Genomic DNA, 17036 nt, shown 5'->3' on the forward strand with positions numbered 1-17036 from the left:
GATTGGGGTTTGAAATTTAGTTAGTCTGACAAGCCGACCAGAACGAACCGGTCTTGCCGTCGGTCGCGCAAGACAAGCACTTCGGTGCCTTGTTCCAGCGTATCCTTGTCCTGCAGGGGCTCGGCGCGCAGGTAATGCGCATTGCCAAAGCGATCCATGACCCGCACTTCGGCCGGGCGGCCACGCGATGCTGTCCCTTGCGAGATGAAACCGCGACGGCGGGCCAGCATCCGTTCAGACATCGCCTCGGTCTCGGTTTTCGGCAGCAGGCGGGCAAAGACCGCGCTAAAGCCACGCGCAAACCAGATGCCAAAGGCCCCGGCCGGGATCGCGGCCATCCATGAGGGCAGATCAAAGCCCATCACATCACGCAGGCCCAGCTGCAGACCGATGCCCGACAGGCCGAAGCCAGCCAGCAGAACCACCAGCCAGATCATGAACGGCACTTTGCCAAAGCCCAGCCAGCTTGCAGGACCGTCCGAGGCCACAACCGGCGTTTCCGCCGCGACCTCGGCCAGCTCGAACTCACCCAGATCGACATCCGCGTCCAGATCAAGTTCGAAATCACCAATGTCCAATTCCGGAGCGTCAACCACATCAAGGTCAACCTCGCCCTCACCCGCCATCAGGCTTCCACCCAGCAACAGCGCCACCAGTTCCAGCCCCAAAAGGCCAAACAACAGCGCAATCGCAATGGTAAAGGGCACAAATGCACCCTCTAGTAGAAAACTGAGCATCAGTGGGCTGTCTCCGTAATTGTATACTATGGTATGCAGTAAATATGGGGAGTCATGACAAAGTTTCAAGAGGTTGTGATTCTATATTTCAACCTATGGGTAATTAACATGGTGACACAGCGGCAGTCGGGAAATCCGTTCTTTGGGGTTTTTTCGGTGCCTAGGGCCGGAAAGTGGCATCCGGGCAAAAGCCGGGCTTTTGCTGGGCTGTGACATAAGATAGACGAGCCTGCAGTTACATACGCGGAAACGGAACATGGCTCGGATTCTCATCACCTCGGCGATCCCCTACATCAACGGGATCAAGCACCTCGGCAATCTGATCGGCTCGCAACTGCCCGCCGACCTATATGCGCGGTATCAGCGCGGCCGGGGGAATGAGGTCATGTTTCTCTGCGCCACCGACGAACACGGCACCCCGGCCGAGCTGGCCGCCGCCAAGGCAGGCAAGCCGGTCGCTGATTACTGTGCCGAGATGCATGGTGTGCAGGCCGATATCGCACAGCGCTTTGGCCTGAGCTTTGATCACTTTGGCCGCTCGTCCAGCGCCCAGAACAAAGCGTTGACCCAGCATTTCGCGGGCAAGCTGGAAGATGCCGGGCTGATCCGCGAAGTGAGCGAGAAGCAGGTCTATTCCCACGCCGATGGACGGTTTCTGCCGGATCGCTATATCGAAGGCACCTGCCCCAACTGCGGGTACGACCGTGCACGTGGAGACCAGTGCGAAAACTGCACCAAGCAACTGGATCCGACCGACCTGATCGAGCCGCGCTCGGCCATTTCCGGGTCAACCGATCTGGAGGTGCGTGAGACCAAACACCTGTATCTGCGCCAATCCGCGATGAAGGATCAACTAAACGCCTGGATCGATTCCAAGACCGATTGGCCGATCCTGACCACCTCGATCGCCAAGAAATGGTTACATGACGGCGACGGCCTGCAAGACCGTGGCATTACCCGCGATCTGGACTGGGGCGTGCCGGTCAAGAAGGGCGATCAGGACTGGCCCGGCATGGAGGGCAAGGTCTTTTACGTCTGGTTCGACGCGCCGATCGAATACATCGCTTGCGCCAAGGAATGGGCTGATGCGACCGGCAAAGCGGATGCCGAGTGGGAGCGCTGGTGGCGCACTGACAAAGGTGCCGATGACGTGCGCTATGTTCAATTCATGGGTAAGGACAATGTGCCTTTCCATACCCTGTCCTTTCCGGCGACCATTCTAGGTTCGGGTGAGCCGTGGAAGATGGTCGACCATCTGAAATCCTTCAACTACCTGAACTATGACGGCGGCCAGTTCTCAACCAGCCAAGGTCGCGGCGTGTTCATGGACCAGGCGCTGGACATCCTGCCTGCCGATTACTGGCGCTGGTGGCTGCTGAGCCATGCGCCCGAAAGCAGCGATAGCGAATTCACCTGGGAGAACTTCCAGCAATCGGTGAACAAGGATCTGGCCGATGTGTTGGGCAACTTCGTCAGCCGGATCACCAAGTTCTGCCGCTCAAAATTCGGCGAGGCGGTGCCCCAAGGCGGCACCTATGGCGACCGCGAGCAGGCCCTGATCGAAGAGCTGACCCGCCGCGTCCGCGCCTATGAAGGGTTCATGGAGGCAATGGAAGTTCGCAAATCCGCCCAGGAATTGCGCGCCATCTGGGTTGCCGGGAACGAGTATCTTCAATCCGCGGCACCCTGGTCGACCTTCAAGGAAGATCCCGAACAGGCCGCGGTACAGGTGCGTCTGGGTCTGAACTTGATCCGGCTCTATGCCGTGCTCAGTGCGCCGTTCATTCCCGAAACCACCGCCCGTATGCTGAGCGCGATGAACACGATGGATACCGCCTGGCCTGACGATGTTGCGGCGGCCCTGTCCGCCCTGCCCGCAGGCCACGACTTTGCCGTTCCCGATGTTCTGTTCGCCAAGATCACCGACGAACAGCGCGAAGACTGGCAGGACCGTTTTGCAGGTGTCCGCACCTAAGACACCCGACCGGGAAAAGAATACAAGGGGCTTAACGGCCCCCTTTTTTCATTTTGCGTTTGATCCAGATTGCCGGAAACGACCTTGCCAGATCAGGGAACTAGCCCTGGCCGATTTGCGTAAACCTGCCGCCCTACAGAAAAATATCCTTGGGTAAGCGATTGCCCTACGGGCTAACACGCTTGAGAAACCTAGCAAAACCAGCCATCCTCACGAAGAGTTTAGGCGACTCGGACCGCTGGCGGCGACCCGAGTTGTGTCCAGTTTTTGTTTCAATGGGGCTTCTGCCATGATCCTTGCATCAACACTTTTCAGCTTTCGACCGAATGACCCCATAGCCAAATCCGTTTGGTATGCCGCAGCTTTGGCCCTGTGTGGGTTGGTGGTGCCAGCTGCCGCGCAGGATAAAAGTGACGCCCCACCGCCCAAAGTGTCCATCGCAGCGGCCTACACGCAAGAAATCACGGACGAGGCGACTTTCATCGGTCGAGCTGAGGCGCTGAACAAGGCCGATATTGTCGCCCGGGTCAGCGGATTTCTGGACAGTCAGAATGTTGAAGACGGCGCGATGGTGAATGAAGGCGACCTTATGTTCACGATCGAGCCGGACCTGTATCAGGCGACACTAGATGCACGGAATGCCGATCTGGACCGTGCCGAAGCAAATCTTGAGCTCGCCAAAGTTGACCTGGCCCGGAAGGAAGAACTTTACAAACGCGATGCCACTCCGGAAAGCGAACGGGATATCGCCCGTGCCAACGAACTTGTGGCCATTGCCGAAGTCAAAGCCGCGAAAGCCGCGATCCAACAGGCTGAACTTGATCTGAGCTATACTAAGGTCCACGCACCGTTCACCGGCCGTATCGGGCGGGTCGCTATCAGCGTCGGGGACGTTGTTGGCCCGAACAACCCACCATTGGTGAATATCGTCAGCGAGGCACCAGTGTATGTGAATTTCTCGTTGAACGAAAAACAGTTTACCTCGGTTCTTGAACAATATGGCGAGAATGCATCGTCGCTGGCCGAAAGCCCCAAAAGCCCGAATGTGCATGTAACGCTGCCCAATGGATCGGACTTGGGCGAAACAGGTTCGATTGTTTTCGTTGACAACCATATCGACCCGCTAACTGGAACGATTGCAATGCGGGCCGAATTCACAAATGCCGACCGGCTGATCCTCGATGGTCAGTTCCTGAGCGTTCATATCGAAGCCCTGGAGCCGACCTTGCAGGTTCTGATCCCGCAGGCGGCCTTGTCGCGTGATCAGCGCGGTGATTTCGTTCTGGTCGTTAACGATAAGCAAATGGTCGAACAGCGCTATATCACCACCGGCGACAATGTCGGAACTGCTGTGATCGTTCTAGACGGCCTGCGCGAAGGGGAAAGCGTGATCGTCGAGGGCCTCCAGCGCGTGCGCCCGGGTGTGGCAGTGGATGCTGTCACCGCATCCGAGCAGCCGGGAGAGTAACAGATGTTCTCATCCCTGTTCATCAGCCGGCCCAAGCTGGCCCTAGTTATTTCGCTTGTCCTGACGATCATGGGCGGGATCGGCTATATGGTTCTGCCGGTCGCCCAGTTTCCTGATATTACGCCACCGGTCGTCAGCGTTTCCGCCACCTATACCGGTGCCAATGCCGAAACGGTCGAGAACACTGTCGCCGCGCCGATCGAGGCGCAGGTCAACGGCGTGGATGACATGATCTACATGACGTCCACCTCTTCGGATAACGGATCGTATTCGTTGAATATTACCTTCGAAGTCGGCACCGATCCTGACATTGCATCCGTCAACGTGCAGAACCGCGTTGCGCAGGCCATGTCTTCGCTTCCGTCAGAGGTGACTTCGTCGGGTGTCGTTACGCAGAAGGCATCGACCAATATGCTGATGCTGGTCACGCTGACCTCACCCAAAAGCACCTATGACAGTGTATTCTTGTCGAACTACGCTTCGATCAACCTGAAAGATGCGTTGGCGCGGGTACAGGGTGTTGGTAAAGCCGATGTTCTGACTAACCTTGAATATGCAATGCGGATATGGATGGATCCCGACAAGATGACCGCCCTGTCGATTTCACCGGGTGATGTCATAAACGCTATCCGAGAACAGAATATCGAAGTGTCTGCCGGTTCGATAGGCTCGCCGCCGGTCCCTGAGGGACAGACATTTCAATATACGATCAAGACCAAGGGCCGGCTGACCTCGGCCGCTGAATTTGGCAATATTGTCATCCGTACTGGTGATGCAGGGGCAATCGTACGCATAAGGGACATTGCCAGAACCGAACTTGGAGCGCAGTTCTATTCGGCTTCGGGTTATTTCCAGGCAGAACCCGCAACGGTTATCGGTATCTATCAAGCCCCCGGTGCCAATGCGTTGGCTGTTTCAGATCGTGTTCAGGCCGAATTAGACCGGCTGTCGCGTTCGTTCCCAACAGATGTTGAATATCAGGTTCCGTTCAACACGACCGACTTCGTGGAACAATCTCTGAACGACGTGGTTTCCACCCTGATGCTGACGTTCGTTTTAGTGATTTCGGTCGTATTTGTCTTTTTGGGCAGTTGGCGTGCCACGATCATTCCGGCGGTTGCTATTCCTGTTTCGCTGATCGGGACGTTCGCGTTCCTGCTGGCGTTTGGGATGTCCCTGAACACAATTTCTTTGTTCGCGCTTGTACTGGCAATCGGGATCGTGGTCGATGATGCCATCGTGGTGGTTGAAAACGTTGAACGCATTATCGCCGACGAAGGGTTGTCCCCGCCTGAGGCGACACGGAAAGCAATGGGCCAAATCACCGGACCCGTCATCGCAACCACTCTGGTTCTGCTGGCCGTTTTTGTGCCCGTGACCTTTATGCCTGGCATCTCGGGGCGACTGTATTCTCAGTTTGCAGTCACCATCTCGACTGCGGTCGTGATTTCGTCAATCAACGCTTTGACCTTGTCTCCGGCGCTTTGCGGACTGGTTCTGCGCGCGCGCTCGGGTCCGCCCAAGGGTATTCTGGCCCTGTTTGAGCGTTTCATCGGAACGCTGCGTGACGGTTATGTTGTCGTTGTCCGAAAACTGTTAATTCTGCCAGTCGCCGGACTGGGCGTCATCGTTGTTCTGGCCATGGGTACAGGGACGATCATGTCGAACACATCAAGCGGTTTTATTCCGCTTGAAGACAACGGCTATCTCTTTGTGGACATCCAGTTGCCAGATGCGGCAACACTGGAACGAACCGAGACTATCGCAGGTCGGGTCGACGACCAAATCCGCGATATCTCGGGGGTCGCCAGTACGGTTCTGATCAACGGGTTTTCGCTGCTGAACGGCACAACCACAAATGGAGCGACCGTTTTTGTGAACCTCGACAACTGGGACGAGCGGCAAGATCCCGACCTGTCTGCCGATGCCATTCTGGGCAAGGTTCTGGCGATTGCAAATGGCGAATCCGCAGCTTCGATCGTGGCCTTCAACCCGCCACCGATTCAGGGCCTCGGCATGTCAGCCGGTGTGGAAATGGAGGTTCAGCAAGTCGGGGGCGGTACGCCTCAGGATCTGGCCTCGGCCGTTGGGTCCTTCGTCTATGCTGCAAACCAGCGACCCGAGATTGGTCAGGCCTATACAACATTCCGGGCCAATGTTCCTCAGCTATTTGTCGATCTGGACCGTGAGAAAGCGAAAACCCTGGAAGTGTCTGTTGCTGAGATTTTCCAGACGATGCAAGCCCAGCTAGGATCGTACTATGTGAACGATTTCAACCTGTTCGGCCGCGTTTACCGCGTGATGATTCAGGCCGAGGGGAGCTATCGGAACAAGGTCGAAGATATTTCGAACCTGTATGTGCGCTCGACCAAGGGCGATATGGTTCCATTGGGTACGTTGATCGACGTGGAAAACGTGTTGGGGCCAGTCCTGTTAAAACGGCATAACCTGTTCCGTTCGGCAACTGTTACAGCTGTACCTGCGCCAGGGCTGTCCAGTGGCGACGCTATCACTGTGATGACAGAAGAATCCGCCAACGCCCTACCCTCGGGATACGCGTTTGAATGGACAGGTACCGCGCAACAGCAGCTTGCATCCGGCAGCCTTGTGATCATTATCCTCGGGCTTGCTGTCCTGTTCGCTTATTTGTTCCTGGTGGGGCAATACGAAAGCTGGTCGATGCCGGTGTCCATTCTTCTATCGGTTATTGTTGCCCTATTCGGGGCGGTTGCGGCAGTGGCCATCGTGGGCAGCGACATAAACCTGTACACGCAGATCGGGATGATCATGCTGGTGGGGCTTGCGTCGAAGAACGGTATCCTCATCGTTGAATTCGCAATGGAACAGCGTGCCAATGGCCTTTCGATCAAAGATGCTGCAGCCGAAGCCGCCCATCAACGTTTCCGCGCGGTGATGATGACTGCCCTCTCCTTCCTGTTGGGTGTTGTACCGTTGCTTGCCGCGAACGGCGCGGGTGCGGCTAGCCAGAAGGCCATCGGTGTCGCCGTCTTTGGCGGAATGCTGGCGGCAACTCTGGTTGGCGTTATCCTTGTGCCGGTACTTTACGCCCTGATGCAGGGGCTGAGGGAATGGCTCAAAGGGACAAAGAACGACCCCGACCCTTCGGAAGAAGCCGCATAAATCAAAAAAAGCCCCGCCAAAAACGCGGGGCTTTTCTTTAATGGGCCAGGCGCTTTTCGATCCAGCGCTGGATGGCAGCGATCTGATCGGCATCAAGTCTTAGGCCCAGCTTGTTTCTGCGCCAGATGGCATCTTCAGCGCAGCGCACATATTCCTTGGTGACCAGCCATTCCATTTCGCGTTCGGTCAGAGTCGCCCCGAACTCTTCCCCCAGATCCTCAGCGGTCTTTGCATCGGCCAGAATAGCGCGCGCCTCGGTTCCATAGGCGCGCACCAGCCGTTCCGCCCATGTGCGATTCAAAAAGGCATAGTCGAATTCCAGACCGGCAATAAGGTCTTGCACTGCGCTAACGGGGAAATCGCCACCCGGCAAAGAAACACCAGCGGTCCATGGACCGGGCAAATCCGGGAAGTACTCAGCGATTTTCTCAAGCGCACTTTCGGCCAATCTGCGATAGGTCGTAATCTTGCCGCCGAAAACATTCAAAACCGGAGCGCCGCCAAGCCCATTGACCTTCAGAGTATAGTCTCTGGTCGCGGCCGTTGCGCTGCTGGCCCCATCGTCATACAGAGGGCGCACACCGGAATAAGTCCAAACGATGTCTTCGTGGGTCACAGGCTGCTCAAAATATTTTGACGCAAATGCACACAGATATTCCTGTTCAGACTCAGTACAGACTGGAGGAACCGATGGATCTGGGTGATCCTGATCAGTTGTTCCAATAAGGGTGAAATCTCTCTCATAGGGAATGGCAAAGATGATGCGCCCGTCTTCGCCCTGAAAGAAATAGCATTTGTCATGGTTGAATAACCTGTGGGTTACGATATGGCTGCCGCGAACCAACCGAACGCCTTCACGCGAGTTCACGTGGATTTTGTCCTGAATAATGTCCCCGACCCAAGGGCCACCGGCATTGATCAGCATCTTGGCCTGGACGACGCGCGTTTCATCACTCTGCTTGTCGCGGATCGTGACATGCCACAGGTCATCGACCCTTTCGGCAGACAGAACCTCTGTCCGGACCAGAATTTCGGCACCTCTGGCCTCGGCATCACGGGCGTTCAGAACCACCAGACGGGAATCTTCAATCCAGCAGTCGGAATATTCATAGGCAGTTTCGAACCTGTTCTGCAGCGGGCCGCCTTCGGGCGCAGACCGTAGATTCAGCGACGAAGTTCCCGGCAGAATTTTCCGCCCCCCGAGGTGGTCATACATGAACAGGCCCAGACGGATCAGCCAGGCCGGGCGACGACCGCGCATCCAGGGCATCACCATGCTCAGCAGGCGCGATGTCGGCGTATCCGAGTCAAAGCGCATCCCATCGTGGTACGGAAGCACAAAGCGCATCGGCCAACTGATATGCGGCATTGCCCGCAGCAAGGTCTCACGCTCGATCAGCGCCTCGCGGACCAGTCGGAATTCAAAGTACTCAAGATACCGCAGGCCGCCATGGAACAGTTTGGTCGAGGCAGAGGACGTCGCCGATGCCAAGTCGTTCATCTCGGCCAATGTCACCGACAACCCCCGCCCGGCCGCATCACGCGCGATCCCGCAACCGTTAATACCGCCACCGATGATGAATAGGTCAGTAACCTGGCCAGTCTGCTGTGCCATTTGCAGGTCAGTCCTTTTGCTGAAAACGTGCGGCAATTAACCCGTTCGATACTCGGTTCGTCAATGTGGATTTTCGTTTTTTTTCGCGTAACGAACAAGAATAGCGATTTTTTGTTGTTTTCCAAACGATGTTTGTTTTCTGCCGGTTGCAATATTGCGAAAAAAGGAACAAAAACGAAAGAACCCAATAACCGGAGCTTCCCTTGTCTCTTTCGTTCCGCCAGTCAGACATCATAGAAATCGCCAAGCAGAATGGTCGCGTCATGGTCGAGGATCTGGCGTTGCAGTTTGGTGTCACGGTCCAAACGATCCGGCGTGATCTTTCCGAGCTTGCGGAACTGGGCAAGCTGGACCGGGTTCATGGCGGCGCGGTCCTGCGATCCGGCGTTTCGAATATCGGTTACGAGGACCGGCGCGCCCTGAATGCTGAAATCAAGACCCGTATCGCACAGGTTTGCGCTGCCAACATACCGGATGGTGCATCGCTTTTTTTGAACATCGGTACATCGACCGAGGCTGTCGCGCATCAGTTGCTAAACCACAAAGATCTTATGGTGGTGACAAATAACATGAATGTCGCGCGTATCCTGGTGGAAAACACGAACTGCCAGATCGTCGTCGCCGGTGGTGTTCTGCGCCGGTCGGACGGTGGTCTGATCGGCAACCTGACCAATTCAACGATTGAACAATTCAAGTTCGATTATGCGGTAATCGGGTGTTCCGCACTGGACGCCGATGGTGATCTTCTGGATTTCGATTTCCAAGAAGTCCGTGTCAGCCAGACTATCATTGCACAGGCCAGACACAGCTTTCTGGTTGCCGATCATTCGAAATTTCAGCGCTCGGCCCCTGCCCGTATTGCCTCGATGTCCGAAGTTGACGTTTTCTTTACAGATCAACCTCTTCCAAGTGGGCTTGCACGTAAATGTAAGGAATGGGGAACGCGGGTCGTATACAGCGGCCGAACCACTGGAGATTCGCATTAAACGCGTAATTCCAAACGTGGTTCTTGTCATAGGCGACCGGCCCTGACAGTATCACAACATATTGCAATCAGTGCACGGCAAGGGGGAGATCCGGGCCATGATCGCGCTTTTATTTGCGTTACTCACAGCCACTATGGGGCTGAATTATTATAGAAAAACCAAAGCGGCCAATGTTGTGTTCTTCATTACCATGGCCCTAAGTGTTTATTGGCTGAAGTTTCATGCCACCAGCCAACTGACCATTCAGCTGTAGGAGGCCACAATGACACCCGAGCTTTCCCGCACCCTGAACGCGTTGGGAACCCTGGCGGTCAGCCTCGTTCTTGTACTGGCCTTCGGATACCAGCTGGCGCTGAACGAACTGCCCTGCCCGCTTTGCTTATTGCAACGGGTCGGGTTCGTAGCGGTGGGCGTTGGTTTGGGCCTGAACCTGCTATACGGAGCCCGGCCGCAGCATTATGCGTTGATGTTGCTTGCGGCACTGTTTGGGATCAGCGTTTCCGTTCGCCAGATCTTGCTGCATATCGTACCGGGTACCGGCCACTATGGTTCGCCTGTTTTTGGGTATCACTACTACACATGGGCCGCGATCTGCTTTTTTCTGATCCTGCTGGGCACGGCAATCTTGCTGCTTTTCGACCGCCAATATCAGGACACAACCGTCGATCAACCACGGTTCGGGGGCAATACGCTGGCCAAAACCGCGTTCTTTGTGATGCTAGGGCTGGCCGCACTGAATGCGGGGTCAACCTTGTTGGAATGTGGCCCAGGTATCTGCGCTGACCCGCCGACAAGCTATAAATTGATTGACGAACTGGACACCAACAACTGAGGATGGATAAACCTTCCCTCATGGAGGCATCGGAATGGGACTACTGGGGCAGCCGCTAGGCTATTATGACTATCTGACATTTATCGCACTTATACTGCTGCTGGCCGCTGTAATGGCGCTGTTTCTGTTCATAATGGGACTGCCCGGCCGCATCGCAATCAAACGCAACCATCCCCATGCCGAGGCAGTCAAGATCATGGGCTGGATGGGGTTTCTGGCCGTCGTTCCCTGGATTCACGCCTTTATGTGGGCTTTCCACGATGCAGCCACAGTCGATATCCGCCGTTTGCCCGACGATGAACGCGATGCGATACGCAAGGATATCAAACGGTTGGGCGGTGAACTGACTGAAGAATATCGCGATCCGCTGGACCCGGACGAAACACAAAAAAGCTAAGGCTAAAGGAAGTCCCACAATATGTTTGTCGCTCTTGGCATTACGCTTTTCTACATCATTTTTGTCTGGCTGATCTTCTTCAAACTGCAATGGCTTAAGTTCAGTATCGCCTGGGGCATCGTTTCCTTCTGGGTGGGTGCTCATCTGTTATTGATCTTTATGGTTGCGCTGCGGTTCTTCCAGCCATTTTCGATCGACAGCCACGTGGTCCGCTCAACCATACAGATCGTACCGCGCCTGACTGAACCAACCATCCTTTCCGAGGTTCTGGTCGAGCCGAATACAGAGGTGAAGAAAGGGGATCCGCTGTATCGGTTCGACGACACCGTCTTTGCGCTTGAATTCCAAGAGGCATCCGCACAGTTGGTTGCAGCCCAGCAGAACGCCAAAATTCTGGAACAGGATGTGATCGTCGCGGGTGAAGCCGTCGAGCGAGCCAACGCGCAACTGGCATATGCGCTGACCCAGCAAGCACGGTATGAAAACCTTGTCCCTGCGGGTGGTGCCCGCGAGGATGAGCTGGATCGCTGGAACGAGCAGGTCACGGAAGATCAGGCCAAGATAAAAGAGGCCGAAGCCAATCTGGAAAAGGCAAAGCTGGCGCTGGATTCGCAGATCGACGGGGTCAATACCGGAATCGTTCAAGCTCAGGCTCAGTTGGAAAAGGCCCGGTACTTTCTGGACAATACTACGATCTACGCGCCCGAAGATGGTATGATCGTTTCACAACAGGCACGCCCGGGTCTGGTTGTCGGTGATATCCGATTGGGCGCAATCGCCAGCTTTGTGACCAAGGAAAACCCCTATATTCTTGCCACTTACCGGCAGCAGAACCTGAAATTTGTGAAACCCGGGCAACAGGTTGAGGTCGCGCTGGACTTATATCCCGGAGAAATCCTGACCGGCAAAGTCGAGGCAATCTGGTGGGCAACCCGCCAGGGTCAATATCTGCCATCAGGCCGCCTGCCCGGATTTGAACTGCCAAAAATTCCTGGACATATTGCCGTGCAGATTTCGGTCGATATTCCAGATGGCCACGTCTTTCCCGCCGGTGGACACGCCGCGGTGGCAATCTATACCGGCCAGGGCAAAAGCTTTGAGTTCCTGCGGCGCATCAATATCCGCCTCTATTCCTTCGCAAACTTCATCCGACCACTGGACATTTAAGGACACGCTGTATGACACGGGCCAGGCTAAACCGCAGTTTGATGGGCACAGCCCTGTGTGCCGCTCTGCTGGCGGGCTGCGCACCTGTCGGTCCTGATTTTGTGAGGCCGAACTCTCCGGTCGTGAAGGAATGGATCGAGGTGAACAACCCGTCGGCTGGCGCCAGCGGCCTGACCTCGCGCAGCGCACCGGTGGTGAAGTGGTGGGAGACGTTCAACGACGCCACTTTGAACCGGTTGATCGCCGAAGCCTATGCCCAGAACCTGGCGCTACAGGTGGCCGGTGCGCGCGTACTACAGGCCCGCGCACAGCTTGGGATTGCCTTTGGTGAGCTTTACCCCCAATCGCAGGCCATCGGAGGTTCGATCGAGCGGCGCCAGATCAGCGATAATATCGGGCCGATTTCCGATATCAATCGGATCATCCCCCTGGATACCGAATTCTCGACCTCGCAGGTTGGCTTCGACGCCCAATGGGAACTGGATGTGTGGGGGCAGCAACGCCGGGGTGTGCAGGCCGCACGATCCAATCTGGCACTTCAGGTCGCTAATTACGATGACGCTTTGGTCACGCTGACCGGCGATGTAGCAGCGTTATATGTAAGCTTCCGCGCGCTGCAAGAAACTCTGTTCGTGGCACGAGAGAATATCAAGCTGCAACAGGAATCGGTTGATCTGACGCAACTGCGTTTCAACAACGGCGTCACCACTGAATTGGATGTGCAAGAGGCCACCGCCCTGCTGAACAATACCATGGCGCTGGTGCCGGAAATTGAAAGCGATCTTCAACAGACCAAGAATGCTTTGGCTGTTTTACTGGGAACAACACCCTCGCGCATGGCCGGGTTGCTGGGTAATTCCGGTCGTATCCCTTCGGCCCGATCCAACGTCGCCGTTGGAGTACCAGCGGAATTGCTGCGCCGACGCCCGGATGTACGCGCCGCAGAACTGGCTGCTGCCACACAGTCTGCGCAAGTTGGGATCGCGATTGCTGACCTGTATCCCCAGTTCATCCTGTCCGGTTCGATCGGCCTGCAGGCCTCGGGCAGTCAGGACCTGTTTTCATCCGCCAGCAATACTGGGCTGGCCAGTGCCGGAGTGGTCTGGAATGTGCTGAATTATGGGCGGATCAAGAATAATGTCCGCGCCCAGGACGCAGCTTATCAGGCCTTGATTGCGAACTATCAAAACACCGTCCTGACCGCCTATTCCGAGGTCGAAAGTGCTATGGTCGCCTATACGCAATCACGCAAACAGGTGACATTCTACCAAAACAGCGTCACCGCATCGCGCAAAGCTGCCGAGATCGCGGTGAACCAATATCGGGATGGCATCGCCAGTTATTCCCGCGTTCTGAACACGCAAACCGCATTGCTGCGATCACAGGCCAACCTGATCGAAGCCCGCCAGCAGGTCTCGAGCAATCTGGTTGCAGTCTACAAAGGTTTAGGCGGTGGTTGGCAAATCCGGCAAAATCAGGAGTTCCTGCCGGAAACTGTGCTGGCCGAAATGGCCTATCGCACCGATTGGGGAGACCTGCTGCAACAGGCTCCGACCCAAGCCAGCCTGAACTGAGCGCTATTTCGTCAGACCGCGCAAGCCGCCCGAAATCAGAATGTTGACCTCGTAGAGAATACGCGGCGCGGCCAGTCCTCCGGGGCTGGCCAAATAGTTCGGGCTCCATTCTGGTTCGAATTTCTGCTTGAACGAGCGCAGCCCCTCGAAGTGATAAAACTGTTCGCCATGTTCATAGACAAAGCCGCCAATGCGGTTCCACAGCGATGCCAGTTGCCGGTTTTCGATCCCGGAAAACGGTGCCGCCCCCAGCGAGAACCAGTGGAACCCCTGCTCGGCCCCCCATGACATCATCTCGGCAAAAAGCGCGTCCATAACAAAACTTGGGCTATCTGGTTCATACCGCATCAGATCCAGCGACAATTCTGATTTATGCTCACCTTGAAACAGGTTGGCAAAGGCGACGATCTCACCCGTTTCGCCATTCCGCAGCACCGCGTGGTCGAAATAGGACAGATAGGTTTCATCAAATCCGCCAAGCGCAAAACCTTTCTCGGCCCCAGCCTTTTGCGCCAGCCAGTCATCCGAAATCTTGCGCAACTCGGGCAGGATCAGGGTTAGTTCCTGTTTTGGGATAATCTCGAAAACATACCCTTCACGCTCGGCCCGGTTCTTGGCCTGACGGAACCGCTTGCGGGATTTTCCGTCCAGCGAGAAATCTTTCAGCGGCACCCGCGCTACTTCGCCAATTTTCAGGATCGACAGGCCAAGGTCTAGAAAGGTCGGCAGGTATTTGGTGGAAACGCTGTAGAAGGCACAAAGTTTACCCTCACGGTCCGCCATCTCGCGCAGCTGCCATATCAGCTGTTTACCGGCGGTTTCATCCCCTACTGGTTCACCTTTGGTGACCAGTGCGTTGCCGGTATCGGCATAAGCCAGAAAAGCGGTTTCATCCGGCGCGATCAGGAACTGCTTGTCCCCGGTCAAAGAAATCTGGGATTCTGTGTCTTCGCTTTCCATTACCAGACGTTCGACTACTTCGGGGATTTCTGTGCGGACTGGAACAGGAATCTCGCGCCCGAACAGTGAGCTAACGGCAACCACCCCAAGGATGACCGCAACCACAAGGCTGGATCGTAGGAACCGCGAAGCGTCGCCGTTCCAGGCAAACTCCCACCACAGGGCATTTTGATATTCGACATGGGAATAAGCAAACAGACCCACCCAAAAGATCACGGCAAGCAATGCAAGAACGCTGACCAGCCAAGGTATGTTCAACCTGAAGATCGACGCGCCGCTAACCCGATAGAACGCATCCCGGAACATGGCCAGCAGAACGATGCTACCCACCATGCTGAGCGCTTCGTGCGTATCCAGCCCTTTGGTCAGCGAAGCGACAAAACCGGCCAGCATCAACAGCATGGCCACAACCCAAGCCCGGTAAAGCTTGCGAAACAGCCCCCGTGACACAAGGATCAGCAAGACCCCTACCGCACTTCCGGCCAGGTGGGACGCTTCGACAAAGGACAGGGGCAGGAAATCCCGCAGCACACCCAGGTTACCGCTGCTTGCAGGCAACGCGCCGGAGACCAGAAGTATCACACCGGCCACTGCGGCCACGCCTGCAGCCACCATGGGCACGATCGGACGGATCACTCGATAAACCCAAGTGGCTGCACCAGTAATATGTCGCCGGTGGCTCAGCGCTGATGCCACAGCGATTGAAAGCGTGGCGATGAGGAAGGGAAGAAACGTATAAACAAGGCGATACAGCAACAGCGCGGCAATGACATCCGACCGGCCTGACGCGCCAAGTCCCGCGATCATAGTCGCCTCGAAGGCGCCAATTCCACCCGGCGCATGGCTGAGGATACCGACCGCAATCGCGCCAATAAAGATGGTGAAGAAATAGGGGTAGCCGATCCCAAGGTCTGTCGGCAGCAGCACATACAGAACCATCGACGCACCAAAAACATCGCCCAAGGCCGCCAGCGTCAGCAACCCGGCCAGTTTGCCGCCGGGAAGGTTAAATCCAACCCCGCCATAGGCCAGCCTGCGCCCGCCTTTCGACAGCCAGATGAACAGCGTTGCCAGAGCGATCAAAAGGCCCAATCCTATGACCATCTCGACCGTATCGCTGATTGGCAAAACCTTCGATATCCCGTCGGGATGAAAGGTCAGCAAAGCCCCCAACAGCAAGGTCATGCCAGACCAGAAAGCGATCCACGAGGTCGCAATGACCCCGGCGACGCGCCCTAGATCCAACCCTAGAGACGCATAGATCCTGTACCTGATCGCCGTGCCCGTGATGTAGGAAAACCCAAGGCAGTTTGACACCGCATAACCACAGGCCCCGGCCATGCCCGCAACCGGCAAAGGGACCTCACCGTCGGCAACGCTCTGGACTGCAAAGACGTCGTATAAAGACAGGGATACAAAGCTAAAAGCGGTCCAGCACAAGGCGATGAACAACAGTGTCCAAGAGGTGTTCGCCACATCCGTCTGAACGGATGACCATTTCACATGTGCAGACAGTTCATGCAGCACGGTCAGGGCGACCAGCATGACGATTACGGGAATGGTGATTCTGACCAGGGGTCGTTCCAGAAAACCGGATACTCTTTCGGCAAGTCGGATGGCCCAGAGTTCTTTGCCTGTATCCTGATCAGTCATGTGATTTCCCTGTTTCAGGTTCGCAGCTGCCTTTGCGCAGGTGGCGAACGCATCGCAACTTTTACACATATTCCTTGCTGCTCAAAGCACTACAGCAATCAGACGCGGCCTTTCCGAGTAGAAAGAAGCAAGTTGGTTTCAGATCGCGTAATCCCCTCGATCCTGCGGATGCGAAACAGGATTTCATCCAGTTCGGCCAGGGTTTCGGTTCCAATCTCGGCAATCAAGTCCCAACCGCCATTTGTCGAATGGACAGCCCGCACCTGCGGCATGGCAGCAATTTGGGCCATGGTGCGCTCGGTGCCGCGCCCTTCGATTTCCAGCATCATCAACCCTCTGACCGGGCTTTGCGCCACATCCTGCCGTGTCAGAACCGTAAAGCCCACAATCTCGCCGGATTGCTTCAAACGTTGCAGACGGCTGCGCACTGTTGTGCGTGTGACCCCCAGTGTTTCAGCCAGTTCCGAGAGTGAAGCACGGGCATCCCGGTGCAGAGCGCTGAGAAGCTTGCCATCCAAATCGTCCATTCAG

General features: G+C 55.9%; 13 protein-coding genes. 9 read left to right on the forward strand and 4 right to left on the reverse strand.

The window, feature by feature from the left end:
- Nucleotides 1-20 precede the first annotated feature (20 nt).
- Nucleotides 21-737, reverse strand: coding sequence for an OB-fold-containig protein (locus AC2FHX_RS04625; protein ID WP_496687695.1), 717 nt, complete (start codon nucleotides 735-737; stop codon nucleotides 21-23).
- A gap of 256 nt (nucleotides 738-993) precedes the next feature.
- Between AC2FHX_RS04625 and metG the strand changes: the two genes are divergently transcribed.
- The 3 genes from metG (at nucleotide 994) to AC2FHX_RS04640 (ending at nucleotide 7321) form a co-directional block, all read left to right on the forward strand.
- Nucleotides 994-2712, forward strand: a complete 1719-nt coding sequence (gene metG, locus AC2FHX_RS04630; RefSeq protein ID WP_496700157.1) for a methionine--tRNA ligase — start codon at nucleotides 994-996, stop codon at nucleotides 2710-2712.
- A gap of 289 nt (nucleotides 2713-3001) precedes the next feature.
- Entirely contained in the window at nucleotides 3002-4180 is a 1179-nt protein-coding gene (locus tag AC2FHX_RS04635) for an efflux RND transporter periplasmic adaptor subunit (RefSeq protein ID WP_142634293.1), read from the forward strand.
- Nucleotides 4181-4183: 3 nt separating this feature from the next.
- Nucleotides 4184-7321: an efflux RND transporter permease subunit gene (locus AC2FHX_RS04640; RefSeq protein ID WP_281972228.1), complete on the forward strand. Its 3138-nt coding sequence runs from the start codon at nucleotides 4184-4186 to the stop codon at nucleotides 7319-7321.
- Nucleotides 7322-7358: 37 nt separating this feature from the next.
- Here the strand turns inward: AC2FHX_RS04640 and glpD are convergent, their stop codons facing one another.
- Entirely contained in the window at nucleotides 7359-8936 is a 1578-nt protein-coding gene (gene glpD / locus AC2FHX_RS04645) for a glycerol-3-phosphate dehydrogenase (protein WP_496700155.1), read from the reverse strand.
- A gap of 203 nt (nucleotides 8937-9139) precedes the next feature.
- On the opposite strand from glpD, the gene AC2FHX_RS04650 reads away from it, so the two are divergent.
- From AC2FHX_RS04650 to AC2FHX_RS04675, 6 genes are all read left to right on the forward strand, one after another.
- Complete coding sequence (locus tag AC2FHX_RS04650) at nucleotides 9140-9922, forward strand: DeoR/GlpR family DNA-binding transcription regulator (protein ID WP_271946633.1); 783 nt, start codon at nucleotides 9140-9142, stop codon at nucleotides 9920-9922.
- A 97-nt stretch (nucleotides 9923-10019) separates the two neighbouring features.
- Nucleotides 10020-10175, forward strand: a complete 156-nt coding sequence (locus tag AC2FHX_RS04655; protein WP_271946630.1) for a DUF5993 family protein — start codon at nucleotides 10020-10022, stop codon at nucleotides 10173-10175.
- 9 nt (nucleotides 10176-10184) lie between these two features.
- Complete coding sequence (locus AC2FHX_RS04660) at nucleotides 10185-10754, forward strand: disulfide bond formation protein B (protein WP_496695158.1); 570 nt, start codon at nucleotides 10185-10187, stop codon at nucleotides 10752-10754.
- Between the two features lie 34 nt (nucleotides 10755-10788).
- On the forward strand, nucleotides 10789-11151 hold the full coding sequence (locus AC2FHX_RS04665) for a DUF3302 domain-containing protein (protein ID WP_496690695.1): 363 nt from the start codon (nucleotides 10789-10791) through the stop codon (nucleotides 11149-11151).
- Nucleotides 11152-11172: 21 nt separating this feature from the next.
- Nucleotides 11173-12318, forward strand: coding sequence for an HlyD family secretion protein (locus AC2FHX_RS04670; protein WP_496700152.1), 1146 nt, complete (start codon nucleotides 11173-11175; stop codon nucleotides 12316-12318).
- Between the two features lie 11 nt (nucleotides 12319-12329).
- Nucleotides 12330-13892, forward strand: a complete 1563-nt coding sequence (locus AC2FHX_RS04675; RefSeq protein WP_496700150.1) for an efflux transporter outer membrane subunit — start codon at nucleotides 12330-12332, stop codon at nucleotides 13890-13892.
- A gap of 3 nt (nucleotides 13893-13895) precedes the next feature.
- On the opposite strand, the gene mprF is transcribed toward AC2FHX_RS04675, so the two are convergent.
- Nucleotides 13896-16505, reverse strand: a complete 2610-nt coding sequence (mprF, locus tag AC2FHX_RS04680) for a bifunctional lysylphosphatidylglycerol flippase/synthetase MprF (RefSeq protein WP_496700148.1) — start codon at nucleotides 16503-16505, stop codon at nucleotides 13896-13898.
- A 98-nt stretch (nucleotides 16506-16603) separates the two neighbouring features.
- Nucleotides 16604-17032: an Lrp/AsnC family transcriptional regulator gene (locus AC2FHX_RS04685; RefSeq protein WP_142634311.1), complete on the reverse strand. Its 429-nt coding sequence runs from the start codon at nucleotides 17030-17032 to the stop codon at nucleotides 16604-16606.
- Nucleotides 17033-17036 lie beyond the last annotated feature (4 nt).

The sequence above is a fragment of the Ruegeria sp. CDSC042 genome (genome assembly GCF_059610745.1).